Source organism: Neorhizobium sp. 05N33 (assembly GCF_056397445.1).
Genome location: NZ_JBFTNK010000002.1, coordinates 204,143 through 220,996, shown reverse-complemented (window position 1 = coordinate 220,996; position 16,854 = coordinate 204,143). Strand labels below are relative to the sequence as shown.

The 16,854-nt window shown below is 61.2% G+C and carries 12 protein-coding genes, 1 tRNA gene and 1 pseudogene; 8 read left to right on the top strand and 6 right to left on the bottom strand.

The genetic code is table 11. The features are described 5' to 3' along the window. Window positions 1-229: 229 nt before the first annotated feature. Window positions 230-4,135 carry an ATP-binding protein gene (locus tag AC1DLT_RS05355; protein WP_477486107.1) on the bottom strand — a complete coding sequence of 1,302 codons (3,906 nt, stop codon included), beginning with the start codon at window positions 4,133-4,135 and terminating at the stop codon, window positions 230-232. 237 nt (window positions 4,136-4,372) lie between these two features. Between AC1DLT_RS05355 and AC1DLT_RS05350 the strand changes: the two genes are divergently transcribed. Together AC1DLT_RS05350 and AC1DLT_RS05345 are read left to right on the top strand one after the other, a co-directional pair. Then, on the top strand, window positions 4,373-4,819 hold the full coding sequence (locus AC1DLT_RS05350) for a phasin (RefSeq protein WP_038539897.1): 447 nt from the start codon (window positions 4,373-4,375) through the stop codon (window positions 4,817-4,819). Between the two features lie 147 nt (window positions 4,820-4,966). Further along, window positions 4,967-5,043, top strand: a tRNA-His gene (locus AC1DLT_RS05345). Window positions 5,044-5,226: 183 nt separating this feature from the next. Here AC1DLT_RS05345 and AC1DLT_RS05340 read toward each other — a convergent pair. The 3 genes from AC1DLT_RS05340 to AC1DLT_RS05330 form a co-directional block, all read right to left on the bottom strand. Continuing rightward, the gene (locus tag AC1DLT_RS05340; RefSeq protein WP_477486106.1) at window positions 5,227-5,832 is read right to left on the bottom strand and encodes a hypothetical protein; all 606 of its coding nucleotides are present in this window, start codon (window positions 5,830-5,832) and stop codon (window positions 5,227-5,229) included. Between the two features lie 189 nt (window positions 5,833-6,021). Then, window positions 6,022-6,666 carry an NrsF family protein gene (locus AC1DLT_RS05335; RefSeq protein ID WP_477486105.1) on the bottom strand — a complete coding sequence of 215 codons (645 nt, stop codon included), beginning with the start codon at window positions 6,664-6,666 and terminating at the stop codon, window positions 6,022-6,024. Next, window positions 6,663-7,211: a sigma-70 family RNA polymerase sigma factor gene (locus tag AC1DLT_RS05330; protein WP_038539905.1), complete on the bottom strand. Its 549-nt coding sequence runs from the start codon at window positions 7,209-7,211 to the stop codon at window positions 6,663-6,665. The genes AC1DLT_RS05335 and AC1DLT_RS05330 overlap by 4 nt, the downstream gene beginning before the upstream one ends. Window positions 7,212-7,396: 185 nt before the next feature. On the opposite strand from AC1DLT_RS05330, the gene AC1DLT_RS05325 reads away from it, so the two are divergent. The 3 genes from AC1DLT_RS05325 (at window position 7,397) to AC1DLT_RS05315 (ending at window position 9,380) form a co-directional block, all read left to right on the top strand. After that, window positions 7,397-7,657 carry a pentapeptide MXKDX repeat protein gene (locus AC1DLT_RS05325; protein WP_038539907.1) on the top strand — a complete coding sequence of 87 codons (261 nt, stop codon included), beginning with the start codon at window positions 7,397-7,399 and terminating at the stop codon, window positions 7,655-7,657. Window positions 7,658-7,752: 95 nt separating this feature from the next. Continuing rightward, window positions 7,753-8,607 (top strand): cytochrome b/b6 domain-containing protein, encoded by an 855-nt coding sequence (locus AC1DLT_RS05320; RefSeq protein WP_247033496.1) that lies wholly within the window; start codon window positions 7,753-7,755, stop codon window positions 8,605-8,607. Next, a complete protein-coding gene (locus tag AC1DLT_RS05315) occupies window positions 8,604-9,380 on the top strand; it encodes a molybdopterin-binding protein (RefSeq protein WP_477486104.1) in 777 nt (258 codons plus the stop codon). Before AC1DLT_RS05320 ends, AC1DLT_RS05315 begins: the two co-directional genes overlap by 4 nt. An 8-nt stretch (window positions 9,381-9,388) precedes the next feature. On the opposite strand, the gene AC1DLT_RS05310 is transcribed toward AC1DLT_RS05315, so the two are convergent. Together AC1DLT_RS05310 and AC1DLT_RS05305 are read right to left on the bottom strand one after the other, a co-directional pair. Then, window positions 9,389-11,305 (bottom strand): sensor histidine kinase, encoded by a 1,917-nt coding sequence (locus AC1DLT_RS05310; RefSeq protein WP_477486103.1) that lies wholly within the window; start codon window positions 11,303-11,305, stop codon window positions 9,389-9,391. Further along, window positions 11,306-13,558, bottom strand: coding sequence for a putative bifunctional diguanylate cyclase/phosphodiesterase (locus tag AC1DLT_RS05305; protein ID WP_477486102.1), 2,253 nt, complete (start codon window positions 13,556-13,558; stop codon window positions 11,306-11,308). Between the two features lie 198 nt (window positions 13,559-13,756). Between AC1DLT_RS05305 and AC1DLT_RS05300 the strand changes: the two are divergent. The 3 genes and pseudogenes from AC1DLT_RS05300 to AC1DLT_RS05290 all read left to right on the top strand — a co-directional run. Further along, a pseudogene (locus AC1DLT_RS05300) lies at window positions 13,757-13,939 on the top strand (alkanesulfonate monooxygenase); the annotation flags it as partial. A gap of 23 nt (window positions 13,940-13,962) precedes the next feature. After that, window positions 13,963-15,795 (top strand): TRAP transporter large permease, encoded by a 1,833-nt coding sequence (locus AC1DLT_RS05295; protein ID WP_477486101.1) that lies wholly within the window; start codon window positions 13,963-13,965, stop codon window positions 15,793-15,795. 29 nt (window positions 15,796-15,824) lie between these two features. After that, on the top strand, window positions 15,825-16,823 hold the full coding sequence (locus AC1DLT_RS05290; RefSeq protein WP_247033501.1) for a TRAP transporter substrate-binding protein: 999 nt from the start codon (window positions 15,825-15,827) through the stop codon (window positions 16,821-16,823). Window positions 16,824-16,854 lie beyond the last annotated feature (31 nt).

Genomic DNA, 16,854 nt, shown 5'->3' with positions numbered 1-16,854 from the left:
ACATGGTTTCGTCTCGTGTATGAAATACGCCTAGCCGCGAGCTTTCATAGACATGACGTCTCCACCGACCCTCGTTGGACAGCATTAAACTTCAAAGGCAGCTTCGGCTGCCTTTCTTTTCACGTCATGCTCAACTCTGGGGCGCTGAAATATCAGATCGCAACCGTGTCCCGTTGGCGAGAAACAGGGTATTATCTGCGGCATGCCAAACCCGGTTACAATCTCCTGATCAATTCGCAAGCACCCGCGGCGAAGGGAAGGTGATCTCCACCAGCGTGCCCTCGTTCGGCGCCGAAGTGATCGCGAAGGCGGCGCGATTTGCGTCGACCATCGCCTTTGTCAGCGGCAAGCCAAGACCGGTACCGTCGCCGCGCTTGTGCGAGGCGCTCGACACCTGGCGGAACGGCTTCATGGCAAGCTCCAGCTCCGAGCGGGTCATGCCGATGCCGGTATCGCGGACACGAAGTACCACGTTTCCATTGGTCTCGTAGGCGGTGGAGACGACGATCTGGCCGCCCGAGGGCGTGAAGCGGATGGCGTTCGACAGGATGTTCAGCACGATCTGCTTGATCGAGCGCGGATCGGCGACCACCTGCGGCACGGCATGCGAGAGCGCCGTGCGGATGATGACGCGCTGGCCGTTTGCCTGCGGCTGCACCAGCGAGACGGCTTCCGACACCGCCTCGTTGAGGCCGACGGCGACGAAGTCGAGCTCCATCTCGCCCGCCTCGATCTTGGAAATGTCGAGGAGGTCGTTGACGATATCGAGCACATGCCGGCCGGAGCGGCTGATGTCGTTGGCATATTCGACATAACGCGCATGGCCGATCTGGCCGAAGCGCTCGCTCGCCATCATGTCGGCAAAGCCGATGATCGCGTTGAGCGGCGTGCGGATTTCATGGCTCACATGGGCGAGGAATTCGCTCTTATGGGCATTTGCGGTCTCGGCGGCGCGCTTGGCAGTGCGCAGCTCGTCTTCGGTGCGCTTCCACTGGGTGATGTCGCGGATGACGGCGCAATAACCGTTCGAGGAGGTCAGCTTGCCGATCGTCATGAACAGCGGCAGGAAGCCGCCGGAAGCTTCCCGGCCGATCACTTCGCGGCCGTCGTTGAGGACGCTGGCGACGCCGTGGCCGGCAAGGCCTGCGAGATAATCGAGGATCGCCCGCTGGCTCTCATGCGCAAACAGCGTGACGAAGGGTTTGCCGCTGATCTCTTCATTGTCGTAGTTGAAGAGCGCGCTCGCCGCCCGGTTCAGTGAGCGAATGTCGCCATCCGCGCCGATGATGACCACGCCGTCGGTGGCCGTTTCCAGGATCGCACGCAGCTCGGTTACCTCGACCTGCAGCTTGGCCAGCTGGTCGGCAGCGCGGGGGGCACGCAGCGGAATGACCTCCGCCGCGTCGCCATCCTCGGTGGAGCTCTGTACCTCGGCCACGACCGGCATCAGCGCCAACATGAGGACGGTCGAATTGTCCCAGCGGACGGATTGCAGGCGTGCCGTCACCGGCACCAGTTCATCGTCGGCGCGCACCACGACCATGCCGCCGGCCTCAGCCGTCTTGCCTTCGAGATCCTGGCGCTGCAGCAGCGCATCGAGACCGCCGACTTCCGCCAGTTCGCCGATCGAAGCATAACCGGTCAGCCGCAGGAATTCCGGATTTCCGTGGATCAAAAGGTCGCCACTGTGCACGAGAAGCGCCACCGGCATCTGGTCGACGATTTCCGCGGAAAGACCGATCCGCTCGCGGACCGGGATCATCTGGCTCAACAGTTCACGATCGGACAGCTCCGGATGCGGGTCGGCGGGCGCCTCTGCGGCATCTTCCACCTCTTCAGTGGGCTCGATCGGCGCGTCGGCAAAAGCCTCGTTCGCCTCTTCGGCGAATGCGACCGCCTCTTCCTCGGAAATCTCTTCTGAAACGGGGGCGACAGGTTCCTCGCGCACAGTCTCATGTTCGAGCTGGGTGAGCTCTATCGCGGTCGGCTCGTTCGGTTCGACAGCGGGTACCTCCGCCTCGGTCGAGGTCTCCGGCTTCTTTTCCTCGTTGCGGCGGCCGACGAAATTGTCGAGCTGGCGGGCGATCTCGCGGAAAGCAGCCTGTTCGACGGGGGTCAGCCCGTCGCGGCGGTTGGAGCGACGCTCCTCGAGCTGGATGACCTTGTCGGAATGGCGGCGGCCGGCGTTTTCGACGATCCGGAGCGCCGGGCGTTCGCCGGCCGGCCAGTCGAGCAGCGAAGGGATCTGCCGGCCGGACATGGACGGCTGCGGCCTGTCCTCCGGGGCAGGCTCCAACGGCAGGTCTTTCGCAAGCAAGTCTTCGGATGGTGTCGCATCGGCGGATATGTCTTCGGCGACCGCAGGCTGCTCGGCATCTTCCGCGAGTTCCGGCTCTTCGAACGCGGCGTGCTCCTCGGCCGCAGAAGTCTCTGCAGCCGGTTCTGCACTCGCGGAGCTTTCAGCGTTTGCGTCTTCGGCCGAGCCTATCCCAGCTGGCGCATCGATGGCTTCGTCCTGCCCGACGGCCAGATCGTCTACTGGCGCCAAGTCCGCTGCATCGGCGGGCATCTCATAGGCTTCGGAAACAGTCTCAGCTTCCGGTTCTGCCACATCCTCCGGCACGGCGCGGGTCAGCGTCAGGCCAACTGCGTTCGGATCCTCGGCTGCATCGCCGATGCGCACGATGCCGAAACCGCGAAAACCGTCGAACTCGCGGGTACGGGTATAGGTCGGCAGCGCGGCGAGATCGACCGGTACCATCAAAGACGTGCCCTCGACCGGCCACCAGATCGTCTTGCCGGACCAGGTATCGCGCTTGTTGAGCAGTTCGGTGATCTTGCCCTCGGGGTCAAGGTAGAAGAGCGCGGCGAGATCGGTAAAGGCCATGCCGTTGATATCGGCGGCATGCGGGCCGACAGCGTCGGCAAATTCGCTCGAAACTTCCCTGAACCGGCCCTCGGCATCGATCTTCCAGACGAAACGGGTCGCGCGCCCGTCGCGGCGGAAAACGAAACCGTCCGGTTCCGGCGCGGCAATTTCGGCGGCTGCGGGTTCGGCTGCAGGCGCTGCCTCCACCATCTCAGGCTCGCCAGCCACGGTTTCCTCGGTGGCGGTTTCGGAAACGACCTCTTCGGCCGCCCCGATCGTTGCTGCCGAGGAAACGGCATCGATTTCCGCGTTCGGCGCCTCTTCAGGCGCGACCTGTTCAATCGGTTCTTCGGAAGCAGCGGCGTGGACGAGAGCAAAATTTTCGCTGGGTTCCAGCAAAATTTCTTCTTCAGGCTCTTCCGTATCGACGATCTCCGACACGGCGGCAATCACATCGGCAAAACCGTCGGCAGGCGCGGGCTCGGCCGCGAAGTCCGCGGTGTCATCACTTGCGGCAAATTCGGCCACGGCTTCTTCGACGGCTTCGGCATTCGCCGGCGCATCATCGCGCGGCTCGTAGCCGTTCGCGGCGGTGGCCCGGCCCTGTTCGGTCTCGACCGTGAATAGGAGATGCAGGGCCGGTTCGTTGGAAAGCTTGCCGATCGCAGCCGGCAGGTAGCCCTTGGAGGTGGGGATGGGGCGCTTGACGAGGCGGCTCGGATCGGCGCCCGCCATGGTCGTCATCATCTTGGCGGTGTGGGTGGAAACGCCGAGCCCCGCGAACTCGGCCGAGGCGGCGAGCACCTCGCCGTTTTCGTCGATCACCGCCATATGCGTATCGGGATCGTCGAAGCCTTCGATCATCCGGGCCGCAGAGGCCGAGGGTGAGAGCCTGCCTCGTTCCACCGGCGCGCTGAACAGTACCGCCGCTTCGCCCTGAACCTGAACAAGTTCGCAGACCGCCTGCACGGGAATGCGCTGGAAACCGGAAGCGACGCGGATCGTCAGGTTGCGGATGTCGCCGACTTCGCCGAGCTGGCGCGCAGCCGCTTCGATCTGGCGGAAGGCGATATCGACGCGGTTCGGACCCTGGTCGAGAAAATCGTAGATGGAGCCGAAGCCGAAAAGATCGGCGCCGCGCCCGTTCGCCCAGAGAGGGCTTTGCATGTCCGGAGAAAACAGCACGATCGCTTCGCCCGCCGCAAAACGATCGCGGACGCGCTCATGCACGGCAATATCGATGAACGGGTATTGGACTGCAGACATAGGCAAAACCTACAGGACGTTTGTGACCGGATTTCTACGTAGTTTAACGGATTGTTAATAACCTTCCCCTGCCTTCGGGTCGAGAGCGGCGCTATCCAAACCTCCGACAGGGTTAATTCCGGGATTCATTTTATTGTGCACCGCACAATGATATTGCAATGCACAACGAGATGGTCTATATAAGAGGCATGACATCTTCGGTTCTGCCGAAGAAATCGCCAACGAGGACCTGAAACGATGGCATACAAGACCGACGATATCTTTTCCTTCTCCGCTTTCGATCCGTCCAAGATGACCGAAGGCTTCCGCGACTTCGCTGAAAAGGGTGCCACCCAGTCTCGCGAAGCTTATGCTAAGATGAAATCCGCTGCCGAGGAAGCCACCAAGACGGTGGAATCCACAATGCAGTCGGCCCAGGCTGGCTCTGTCGAACTCGGCCTCAAGGCGATCGACGCGCTGCGTACCAATGCTGAAAACTCGCTGACCCATATGGAATCGCTGCTCGGCGTGAAGTCCTTTGCCGAACTGATCGAACTGCAGACCGGTTTCATCCGCAAGCAGGCTGAAATCACGGTTGAGCAGGCCAAGTCCATGCAGGACACCGCCCGCAAGATCGTCGAAGACGTGACGAAGCCCGGCAAGGAAGCCGCTGAAAAGGTCATGACGACCTTCAAGGCTGCCTAATTTTTAGAGCCTGATTTGAAGGAGAAGGCCGGAGCATGCTCCGGCCTCTTCTATTTGCGGGAAAGGACTTTCTATTTGCCGGATAGGACTTGCAAAAAAAGTCCGATCGCCGTATGTGACCCCCCAACGGCGCCCAAGGGCGCTTGTGCGGTTGTAGCTCAGTTGGTTAGAGCGCAGGTTTGTGGCACCTGAGGTCGGAGGTTCGAGACCCCCCAACCGTACCATTTCTTCTCTCAATGAAATCAGAGAGATAGAGAAAGCCACAAAAATCGGTATAGTGCCAAAATCAGAAGTTATACCCGATCTCGCGTCTGCGCGAGAGGATAGGCGACAGCAAAATCGCATGGTTTGCGAGGCACCTAACCCAGGGGTACCCTTCTGCGGTTCGATTCGTTGCGCGGATTTGCCTACAGCCGAACAGCTACCGGGCCGGAACCTGCGATGATATCGAGAGCTTGGTTGACGTGAGCATCTGTCAGAACCACTTCATGATACCAGTCTGTCTGTTCGTCTGGCTCGAAAGCTGGAGGAAGGACTTCTGGCCACGATTTGAGCAGTTGAAGGCCCGGCTCTGAATTGTTGTGTTTGAGCGTATTGATGAGATGCCTGACTTTGTTGAGTTCGGGTTGAACGTTGATGTTATTGGCGGCCGCCTCGCTCAGAAGCTTCGTGTGAACGCGCCCGTGATATCCAGTGTCTTTCCGAGTAGCGCGCTCCCAGTGATGGTAGAGAGCAACTACAAAGGCCTTGCGAGCCTCAACGACAGCTGCTTTGCAGACCTCCTCGTCCATTTCCAGCAGGCGTTCGCGATCCCATAAGAGGAAGCCGTCCTCGTCCCTTTCCTCGTCCGGCTCCCCTCCGTCGACGAGGTACTGCCTGTACTCCAGTAGCTCGGTGCCAATCGCATCAGACTTCTGTTCGAGCGCGAGAATCGCAGAGCTGTACCCTTCTTTCAGGACACGTAGACCTCGCTCGAAGTCGTAACCGATCATGTTGAAATTCATCTCGACCATGTTGCCGCTCGTCCCTGGAGATTACGAAGGCTCCCACTAGGAGCCTTACTGCTGTGCAACCTCAACCTATCCACGTATTCTGTTAAATTGCAACGCATAAGGTAAAGCCTTAGTTTTGTGGCAACTTATCGGAATTTGGCGGCGCAGGCGTTGCGCCCGTTTGTGCGGATTCGGAAGTTTGCCGCCGGCTCACCAGCGCAGCAGGCGCGGTCCCAGAAGTGAGCCGGCAATGCCGGTCAGCAGGATGCCGAGCGAATACCAGATGAGCACGAAGGGCATGCCGTTCTCGGTGCAGAACCAGGAATAGACCCAGGCGCCGGCAGCACCCGCCGCGATCCCGGCGATAAAGCTGGTCAGCTTCAGATCGGTCGGTGCGCCATGGCGCAGGACCCACACGTTTCCTGCAAACACCGGAAGCGCGAAGAGGAAGATCAGCAGCGGGCAATGCAGCGCCGACGATCCGATGATCATTTTGGAATAGTTTTCGGCCGGCGACATCATCAGTTGGATCACGGCGACCACAGCCATGATCGCGACGATCGCCGCCGCGGCCTGGAAGAACCGTCCTCTGGAACCATCGGGCCGTGCCAGATGATAGGCGGCGAGGAAAGCGGCGATCGCCAGCAGCGCATTGTAGGCGGACTTGATCCAGAACACCGGCAGCATCAGCGCTTCGGCCATGTCGATGCGCAGACCGAGGATAGCCAGCATCAGTACCAGCGACACGACGAGCGCCGGCAGGACGCCGAGCACGAAGCGGCGCGCCAGCGCATGCCGCGGCACCGGCTTCAGGTCGCCTACCAGGCTGTCGATGATGTCGTCCGTCTTTCTCACTTTCCGCCTCGCAGTTTCTCCGCCAGTGCCTTGAGCCCTCGGTGAATGCCGACCTTGACCGCCGATTCCGACTGACCGGTCCGGCTCGCCGTGTCGGCCACCGACTGGCCTTCGAGCTTCACCTGACGGATCAATTCCCGCTGTTTCGCCGGCAGGCTTTCCAGAAGCCGCTCGACATCCATCCGCGCGGAGATCGCTTCCTCATGGTCGTCGCTCTCGAAATCCTCGCCGAGCTCCGTTTCCGCCATCATCCGGCCGCCACGGCCGCGATGGTGGTCGATCAGCTTGTAGCGGGCGATCGAGAAGAACCATGCCGTGAACGGTCGCTCGCGATCGTAGGTCTCCCGGCGCGAATGCAATGCCAGCAATGTCTCCTGGACAAGATCTTCCATGTCCGCTTTCGTTGCAGCAGCCATCCGGCGGCTGTAATATCCGACTAGCAGGACACGCACCGCGTTGAGCAAACGCCGATAGGCTGCCTCGTCCCCATCGAGGGACAGAAGCATCATAGCCTTCAGGGCTTCTTCCGAATGGGCGCTCGTCATGCTGTTTCAATGATCATTCGGAAAAGCACGTAAACGGTTACAGGTGGAATGGAAAATATTTCGAATGCTTTCGGCCTATCACATAACCGTGAAGCTGTAACGACTTTCTGCGTCGGTCGAATTGATGGTTGTGAGCCCTCGGCAGGCAGCCGGCGGACACATCGATTGATCCAGGAGGACATCCCATGACCAAGCTTCTTTCCAGCCTTGCAGCCTGCACCTTCGTCGTCGGCCTTTCGCTTGCCGGCGCGGCGAACGCCCAGAGCAGCACGAGCACCGACACGATGAAGAAGGACACCATGAAAACCGACACCATGAAGCAGAATTCGATGAAGAAGGATTCCATGGCGACCGGCACCAAGACCGACTGCATGCACAAGGCCGGCATGGAAAAGAACACGATGAAGAAGTCCGAGATGATGAAGGCCTGCGACGCAATGAAATAATGCCGTGAAATGATCTGACCGCGGCCGCTGAAACTTTTTGTCCGGCGGCCGCGTCTATCTGCTGGAGCCCACTTCCCGCATTCGGAGGAAATACCATGGCCACGATCGATGCCGGCGTTGCGACCGGCCGGACGGTCATTTACCGCCACAGCCTGCTGGTGCGCCTCTCGCACTGGGTGAATGTGCTCTGCATGACCGTGCTGCTGTTCAGCGGCCTGCAGATATTCAATGCCCATCCGGCGCTCTATTGGGGCCAGTATGGTGCCGATAACGATCCGTCCTTCATTTCCATGGAGGCGGTCGAGGATGGCGACAAGGCCAAGGGCGTGACCCGCGTCGGTTCGCTGTCCTTCAACACGACCGGGGTTCTCGGCCTCTCGCAGGTCGACGGCGAGGCGACCGCGCGCGGTTTCCCCGAATGGCTGACGATCCCGAGCTATCAGGACCTCGCGACCGGCCGGCGCTGGCATTTCTTCTTTGCGTGGCTGTTCGTGATCAACGGTTTCATCTATCTCGCCTACGGGCTGCTGAGCCGGCATTTCCGCCGCGATCTCTTACCCGCTGGAAATGAACTGACGCCCGCCCACATCGGCCATGAAATCGTCAATCACGCCCGGCTGCGGTTTCCGAAAGGGCCGGAAGCGCGGCATTACAACACGCTGCAGAAGCTAACCTATGTTGCGGTTATCTTCCTGCTCCTGCCGTTGATGATCCTCACGGGGCTAACCATGTCGCCCGGCTTCGACGCTGTGGCGCCCTGGCTGCTCGATATATTCGGCGGCAGGCAGTCAGCCCGCACGATCCACTTCCTGACGGCCTTTTCCCTCACCGCCTTCGTGGTCGTCCACGTCGCGATGGTGATCCTGTCGGGCGTCTTCAACAATCTGCGTTCGATGATCACCGGTTACTACGCCATAGACCATGGGGACATAAAGGGAGACAAGCTATGAGCCGCATCATCACCCGCCGCCGCTTCCTGATCGGCGCGACCATGACGGCTTCGGCGCTCGGCCTGAGCGGCTGCGACGCGATTGTCGAAAGCGACCGGACGAAATCCGTCCTCAAGATCGCCGAAGGGTTCTCGATGAAGACCCAGCGCTTCCTGCTCGGCGACGACGCGCTGGCGCGCGAGTTCACTGAGGCGGATCTCTCGCCGGTGTTTCGCGCCAACGGCACCAGCATGCCGGACAATCCGCAATATCTCGACTGGATGAACCAGCAGTTCTCGACCTGGAAGCTGGATGTTGGCGGTCTGGTCGACAAGCCGATGCAGTTGTCGCTTGCTGACCTGAAGGCGCTGCCGGCCCGCACCCAGATCACCCGGCACGATTGCGTCGAAGGCTGGAGCGCCATCGGCAAATGGACCGGCGTGCCGCTGGGTGCGCTGCTCAAGACGGTCGGCCTGAAGCCGGAAGCTCGCTACATCGTCTTCCATTGTGCCGACGAATACGAAAAGACGCTCGATGGCACCGGCTGGTACTACGAGAGCATCGATCTGGTGGATGCCTTCCATCCGCAGACCATCCTTGCCCACACGATGAACGGCCGCGACCTTGAAGTTGCCCATGGCGCGCCGCTGCGGCTGCGTGTCGAGCGCCAGCTTGGCTATAAACAGGCGAAATATCTGACACGCATCGAGGCGGTTGCCGATCTCGGCCGTCTTTACGGAGGCAGCGGCGGTTTCTGGGAGGATCGCGGTTACGAATGGTATGCCGGGATCTGAGGAAGCTCTCAGGTTTCCGCCCGTGCCGGAGCAACCCTCGGAAGCCGGATGATGAACCGGGTGCCGCGGGCCCTGCCGGTCGGCGGGCTCTCGACGGTGATCGATCCGCCGAGTACTTCGGTGACGATCTGGTGGACGATATGCAGCCCGAGGCCCGTGCCGCCGCTGTGACGGGCCGTGGAAAAGAACGGTTCGAATATCTTCTGGATGTCCGTCTCGTTGATCCCGCGCCCGTTATCTGTGAATTCGATGAGGACCTGCTCCCCTACTCTCCGGACATCGATGATGATCATGCCGGGTTTGCCCGCATCGAAGGCATGCAGCAGCGAGTTGTTGAGGAGGTTCGACAGGACCTGGGCAAACGGTCCCGGATAGGTGGTGATCGCCAGATCGTCAGGCACGTTCACCGTCAGGCTGACGCCGGCGGTGGCGTCCCATTTGCGCAGGCGCGGGTCGGCATCGGGAATGAATGCGGCAAGATCGATATCCCGTCGCTCCAGCGTCGCGCGGTCGACCGCAACCTGTTTGAACCGTTGAACCAGCGCGGTGCATCGATGAATGGCGTCGCGCACCAGGTCGAGGCTGGTATCGCTGTCTGCGATATAGAGGTCGAGATCCGAGCGGCGCAGCCCCGCTGCAATCCGTTCCTTGAAAAGCCTGAGATCCTTGGCGGCCTTGCTGAGCACGAGTGCCGCACTTCCAAGCGGCGTGTTCATCTCGTGGGCGACGCCGGCAACCATCAGGCCCAGCGACGACAGCCGTTCGGCTCGCGCAAGTTCCCGCTGGGTCACGTTCAGTTTTTCATTGGTCTCGCGCAGCGCCTTGTTCGTGTCCTCCATTTGCCGCGCCCATTCCGCCTCGGCCTCCATGCCGTTGGCCAGGCGGCCGGTGACCGCAAGCGCCACCATGGCGAGGATTGCCGCGACCGCGCCGAGAATGAGTTTCCCCCTCGTTTCCTGGTCGTTGATCGCGGCCGCCGAGTCACGGGCGAGCAGATAGAGGTCGGCACCCGCGGCACGTCTTTCCGCGACTTCGCCAGTTGCCAGCAAGCTCGCAACGGGCTGGAAGCGACGGTAGTTCCAAACGCCGTCCCTGCTGCCGAAAAGCCCTCTGTCCCCCTTGCCGATCGCCCGCAACATCTCCGCCTCAGCCGGGCCGGGCGTTGAGGCCCCAAGCTGCCAGCCCCAGTTCGCATCCGCATTTGGACCTTGGAGCCAGTATCCGGCCTGGTTCATCAGATAGAGCTCGACGCTCCTGTCGAGCCGCTTCAGGCGTTCAAGCAATCGCGTGGCGCGGTAGTTGATGACGATGATGCCCTGCTTGATCCCGTTGCGGAAGACAGGACTTGCAACGCGCAATGTCGGCAGATGGGGGACCTCGACCACGCCGTTTTCGATATTCAGATCGAGGGCAGAGAAATAGAGGCCGTTCAGCGGCAACTGAATCGTATCGCGGAAATAGGGCCGGTCCGCCTTGTTCTGCAGCTGCTCGCTGCTCACGACGACCGGTTCCGCGCCGCTGCGGCGGTTGACTCGCAGCCGCTCATTGCCGTCATTATCCAGCCACCGTACCTGATCGTAATCCGGCGAGCTGGCGGCGAAACTCTGGAAGATTTCAGCGCTTAGCGGAGCAAGCCGAGTGGTCGTTTCGCCGAAGCGTGATTGCAGGTCGGCGAGAAACAGGGCGTCGCGGCCCAGCCGGTCCAGGGCCCGACCGAGAATGTCATAGCCTTGCGACAGGGTCTCCTCCCTGTTGCGGATCTGAGGTTCCCTCGCGTTCGCGCCGATCTGATGCCAGAGCAACGGAACGCCGATACCAAGTCCCACGACCCAGGGTACCACGAAGATAGCGAGCCGCCTGCGATGGCGATAAACGGCCCGGAGCGACGGAAACATGCGAGTTGCGGACGAGCGGATCATAGGCATTTACACAGTCTTGACGGGCGAATTCCGCAGCCTGGCCAGGAACTGCTCGAACGGCTCAGGACGGGCGTAGAGAAAGCCCTGCGCCAGGATGCATCGCCTCGACTGCAGCCATTCCGCCTGCTGCTCTGTTTCGACACCCTCGGCGAGGACACGCATGTTCATGCGCTCGCCAAGCCGAATGATCATCTCGACGATCGTCTCGTTCTGGCCGGCACCGCCGAGACCGGCAATGAAGGACCGGTCGATCTTGAGTGTGGCAGCCTCCAGGGAGCGGAGCTTTGCCAAGGAAGAATAACCCGTGCCGAAATCATCGATGGCGATGGCAAATCCTTTGCGTCTGAGAATGGAAAGGACGTCGTCAGCATGTTGCTGCTCTTCCATAGCGACCGTCTCGGTAATCTCCAATTCCAGCCGATCCGGCGACAAGCCATAGCGGCGGATGGTCGCGATCAGTTCGTCTATGAACTCCTTTCGTCCAAGCTGCACCGGCGAGACATTGACGCCGAGGGTGATCCCCGGAAATCCGGCTTCGTCGATGGAGCGGAGCGCGCTGCAGGCCTGTTCCAGGATCTGCTGACCCAGGGGCACGATCAGCCCGTTCGCCTCCGCGAGCGGAATGAAATCCGCCGGAAAGATCGTCGATCCATCCGGGCGCGTCCAGCGCGCCAGAATCTCCGCGCCGACAATCCGATTGTCGGTCAGGTCGATCTGCGGCTGGAAAACGACAGTGATTTCCCGGTTTAGCACAGCCTTGTAGAGCTGCTGCGAAAGAGCGAACCGGCGGCGCGTTTCCTCTTCGACATTCGGATCGTATTCGATGAGTTGGCCGCTCGTCCCCTTCAGTCCGGCCTTCTTCAGGAGTAGAAGTCCTGTCGCGATGACGGTTTGAGCCGACGTGAAGTGATTGAGATCAAGAGACGCCGCCTCCGCGCCGAAAAACAGCGCTTCCGGGGTTTGGGCTCCCGCTTCGAGGCGGTTTACATAGTCGATCCGCACCAGATATTCCGGGCCGAGCACGGCAAATACGTCTTCATGCAAGCGGGCGATCATGCAGGGCGGCGGAAAGGCCGCCGCCAGGCGCTTCACGAAGGCGCGCAGCAGATGATCGCCCTGTTCGACGCCGAGGGAGACGCAGCTTCTCGCATATTGGTTGAGTTCGATGAACAGGACCTTCCGCCTGCGGGGTGGAGGAATCTCGAGTGCTGCCTGAATGCCACGCTTCAGGGCGTTGCCGTTCGCGATCTCGAGCAGGCTGTCTTCGTAGGCGATCCGATCGAGCTGGCTCGTCAGCGCGACATTGATCAGGCCGGTGCCGATATTGGTCGCGAAGACCCGCAGCAACTCCCGCTCGGTATCGTCGATGAGCCTGTTTGTCGCTATGTAGGCTGCCGCAGCAGGCGCGACCGCCTGGCCCGGAAAAAACAGAACCTGCGCCTTCTCCGTCTCGATGTTCGCCTGTTCGTCCAGCGAGCGTTGGATCAATTCCCGAATCGATTGGTCGTTGATGGTGTCGAGGGTCTGGTTGATGGCCGAAGCGAACCGCCCCGCCGAGCCGATGATCCTCGGCGGATGTTCGTGGTCACTCCCGCGGACGCAGACGATGCCGTCCTCGCTGACGCCGAGAAGTGCTGCCAGTTCGTGGATCATCCGCCGGGAGAAATCCTCAAATCCCGAGGATTTCGCCAGGCTGTTGCTCGCCTCGACAATGCTCTGAAGGCCTCGGCGGGCACGGTTCAGTACATCGATCTGCTCGAAGGTCCTGAGGTTTGCGGTAAGAATGCTGTGAAGCCGCTCGTTGGTCAGGTCGGTCTTCAGCCAATAATCTGCGATATCATAGGTTTCGAGCGAGGACTGCATCGGCGCGATGCCTGGCTGTCCCGTGAGAAGCACGATACGCAGCTGCGAGTTGCCGAGAACTTCGCGAATCGTGCGGACCAGTCGGAGCCCCGCATCGTCCGTCTCCATCACCACATCGAGCAGCAGGACCGCGATCGAAGGCGTTTCGAGCAGAAGCTTGGCCGCCTCGTTGGCAGAACTGGCAGTCAGTATACGCGGGGCGACGCCGCGATAGGTGTAGCCCGAAAGCGAGAGCTTGAGGGAGTTCTGGAACATCGCGTCGTCATCGACGCTCAAGATGGTGAAATCACGCATCTCCGCCTCGAATTGGTCGGGCGAGGCCGCCGTCCCAGCGGCGGGCTCCGGGTGAAATTCGAAGAGATCCTGAGATTGCGTTTCTTGTTCGATATCGCCCACGGACACATCCCCCGATTGTCGCGCAAGAGCAGGACCCTTGCATTTCCGCGAATCCATTAATTCATCCAAAAACCTAGCATGTCTCGCAAAAAATGAGCGCAGGGCGAGATTTTGGTCTCAACTGCGGATCGAGGCCCGTTGCGGGTGGGAATGGTTGGCCGTAAAAGGCGGGATATCTCAAGCTTCGCTTGACCTGCGGCCGGGCGAAAGGCCGGCATCGAAACTTTTATCCTTTCTGACATGCCGCTGCTTGAGGAAGCCTATCGCTTCGGCGAAAAGGTATTGCCGCGTCTCGATGTTGCCCGCGAGGTGTCGGCATCGCGTCATTTCACCGGATCGACGCTCTTCGATCGTGGTCTCTCCACGGTCAAGACCGCCTGATCCTCCTGCAAAGGTAAGAACCCGTGGCAGCCAGCCCATCCGATTTTCTCGAGCAGACAGCAATCCCCGGCGACGGTATCGCAGCGAGGGTGCTGAAGGGCGTCGAGACTGTCCTTGGTGTCATCGCGGCACTGATCCTCGCCGTTCTGCTGACGGTGGTGCTGGTCAGCGTCTGCCTGCGCTATTTCTTCAACACTGGTTTCATCGGCGCCGAGGATCTCGGCATCTGGCTGCATGTGGCGCTGATCTCGATCGGCGCGCCGCTCAGCCTCAACAGCGCGCTGGCGATGCGGCTCGACGTTTTCGTGCGTTTGGCTCCCGCCCGGCTGCTGCCGGTAACCCAGGTGCTGGCGGACGTGTTCACGGTGCTTGCGGCGCTGATCCTGCTGTTTGGCGGTTCCGAAATCATGGCCATGCTCGGCGGTATTTCTCCGACGCTTGGCGTTCCGGAGTGGATACGCTTCGGTTTTCTCGGCGCTGGCGGCGTGCTGATCGTCATCGTCCTTGCACTGCAGCGGGCAGTGGAGGGCAGGGCGCTGCCCGTTCTGGTGTCGTTCGCCCTTGGATTGGCGCTCTATTTCGGCATCCCAGAAATCTTCATCGATAGCGACCTTCCGCCGAGCCTTTTCCTGGCATTGGTCGCAGCACTTGGCTTAGTGCTGGCGGCACCGCTGGCGCATGCGTTCCTGACCGCCGCCTATGTGGCGATTGCCTTCGGCAGCAGCCTGCCGGAGCCAGCGATCGTCTCCTCGACGGTGACGGGCATGTCGAAATTCCTGCTGCTCGCCATTCCCTTCTTCCTGCTCGCCGGTGGGCTGCTGACCTCTTCGGGCGTCGCGAACCAACTCGTCCGTTTCGCCGCATCCATGGTGGGCCATCGCCGGGCGGGGCTGGCGCAGACGACGCTGCTGACAAGCGTGTTGTTTTCCGGCGCATCAGGCTCTTCCGTTGCCAATGCCGCCTTCGGGGCTTCGACCTTCCAGCCGGAGCTGGTGAAGCACGGTTATCCTCCGGCCCAGGCGGGTGCGATCATTGCCGCGACATCGGTACTCGACAACGTCATTCCGCCGTCGATCGCCTTCCTGATCCTGGCGACTGCCACCAATCTGTCGGTCGGTTCGCTGCTGGTCGGCGGTTTCTTCGCCGGCGGCCTGATGGCGATCTGCCTCGCGGTGGCAATCCATCTGTCCGTCCGCGAGCAGGTCGCCCTGCCGCGGGCCTCGGGTCGCGAACGCCGGCGGGCGGCGATCTCCGCCATCCCCGCCTTCGGCCTTGGCATCATCGTCGTGGTCGGCATCCGCATCGGTATCGTCACCACCACCGAGGCGGCGGCTCTTGCGGCACTCTATACGATTATCCTCGCCGTCTGGGGCAAGGTCGGAGCCGGTTCGCTGCTCGCCTCGTTCCGACAGGCGGCGACGGAATCCGCGGCGATCGGCCTCTTGATCGGCACGGCCGGACCCTTCGCCTTCCTGCTTGCGGTCGACAATGTCTCCGGCCTCGTCTCGGAGTTCGTGACGATGCTCGGCGGCAGCGCGCTGGCGGTGATCGTCCTCTCCAACGTCATCCTTCTTGTCGTCGGGCTGGTGCTCGATATCGGCGCGGCGATTCTGCTGTTCGGGCCGATCCTGCTGCCGGCCGCCGTAGCCGCGGGGATCGATCCGATCCATTTCGGCGTCATCATCGTCGTCAACCTGATGATCCACGGCCTGACGCCGCCACTCGGCATGCTGATCTTCGTGGTCAGCGGCGTCACCCGCATCCCCGCGGCCGCGCTGTTCAAGGCGGTCGTGCCCTATCTGCTCGCACTTCTGGTTTCCCTGGCGATCCTTTGCGCCTGGGCGATCATCTTTTAACCGCTTCACATCTCTAGGGACCTTGAGACATGGACAATATCAACCGCCGAACCCTTCTGAAGACTGCCGCAGCAACCGGCGTGGCGCTTGCCGCGCCCGTCTTCGTGCGCAGCGCCGCCGCCCGCACCACGACGATCACCACCGCCTCGCTGCTTGGCGACGACAAGCCGGAATCGAAGATCTGGGTGAAGATCGGCGAGCTGGTGGAAGCCAAGCTGCCGGGCCAGTTCAAGTTCAACGTCGTCAAGAACGGTGCGCTCGGCGGCGAGAAGGAAGTGGCAGAAGGGGCCCGTCTCGGTTCCGTGCAGGCGAGCCTTTCGACCGTCTCGTCACTGTCCGGCTGGGTGCCGGAACTGCAGGTCCTCGATTTGCCGTTCCTCTTCCGTGACGCAGCCCATGTCCGCAAGACGGTCGATGGCAGCGTCGGCGCCGACCTCAAGCAGAAGCTCGCTACCCAGAATTTTGTGATCGGCGATTTCATCAACTACGGCGCCCGCCATCTGCTCACGAAGGAGCCGGTCACCCGTCCGGAACAGCTGAAGGGCAAGAAGATCCGTGTGATCCAGAGCCCGCTGCACACCAAGCTGTGGGCCGCCTTCGGCACCGCCCCGGTCGGCATTCCGATCACCGAGACCTACAATGCGCTGGCGACCGGCGTTGCCGACGCCATGGACCTCACCAAATCCGCTTATGCCGGCTTCAAGCTCTATGAAGTCGTGCCCTACATGACCGAAACAGGCCATATCTGGGCGTCCGGCGTCATCTATTATTCCGCCAGCTTCTGGAACCAGTTGAACCCCGAGCAAAAGACAGTCTTCCAGGACGCCTCGAGGCAAGGGGCTGCCTATTTCAATCAGCTGATCGTCGATGACGAGGCGGCATCCGTTGCCGTGTCGCTCAAGAATGGCGGCAAATTGCTGAAGCCGGAAGCCTTCGAGGAGTGGCAGAAAGGTGCACAAGGCGTCTGGCAGGATTTCGCCGCGATCGTCGGCGGCATCGACAGGATCAAGTCGATCCAGTCCGCCTGATGGCGTTTTCCGAAGGTTAAGAAAATTTAAT

Coding starts and splice junctions, on each gene's coding strand:
- AC1DLT_RS05355 (WP_477486107.1), bottom strand. CDS start 4,135: ATGTCTGCAGTCCAATACCCGTTCATCGATATTGCCGTGCATGAGCGC.
- AC1DLT_RS05350 (WP_038539897.1), top strand. CDS start 4,373: ATGGCATACAAGACCGACGATATCTTTTCCTTCTCCGCTTTCGATCCG.
- AC1DLT_RS05340 (WP_477486106.1), bottom strand. CDS start 5,832: ATGGTCGAGATGAATTTCAACATGATCGGTTACGACTTCGAGCGAGGT.
- AC1DLT_RS05330 (WP_038539905.1), bottom strand. CDS start 7,211: ATGACGAGCGCCCATTCGGAAGAAGCCCTGAAGGCTATGATGCTTCTG.
- AC1DLT_RS05325 (WP_038539907.1), top strand. CDS start 7,397: ATGACCAAGCTTCTTTCCAGCCTTGCAGCCTGCACCTTCGTCGTCGGC.
- AC1DLT_RS05320 (WP_247033496.1), top strand. CDS start 7,753: ATGGCCACGATCGATGCCGGCGTTGCGACCGGCCGGACGGTCATTTAC.
- AC1DLT_RS05315 (WP_477486104.1), top strand. CDS start 8,604: ATGAGCCGCATCATCACCCGCCGCCGCTTCCTGATCGGCGCGACCATG.
- AC1DLT_RS05310 (WP_477486103.1), bottom strand. CDS start 11,305: ATGCCTATGATCCGCTCGTCCGCAACTCGCATGTTTCCGTCGCTCCGG.
- AC1DLT_RS05290 (WP_247033501.1), top strand. CDS start 15,825: ATGGACAATATCAACCGCCGAACCCTTCTGAAGACTGCCGCAGCAACC.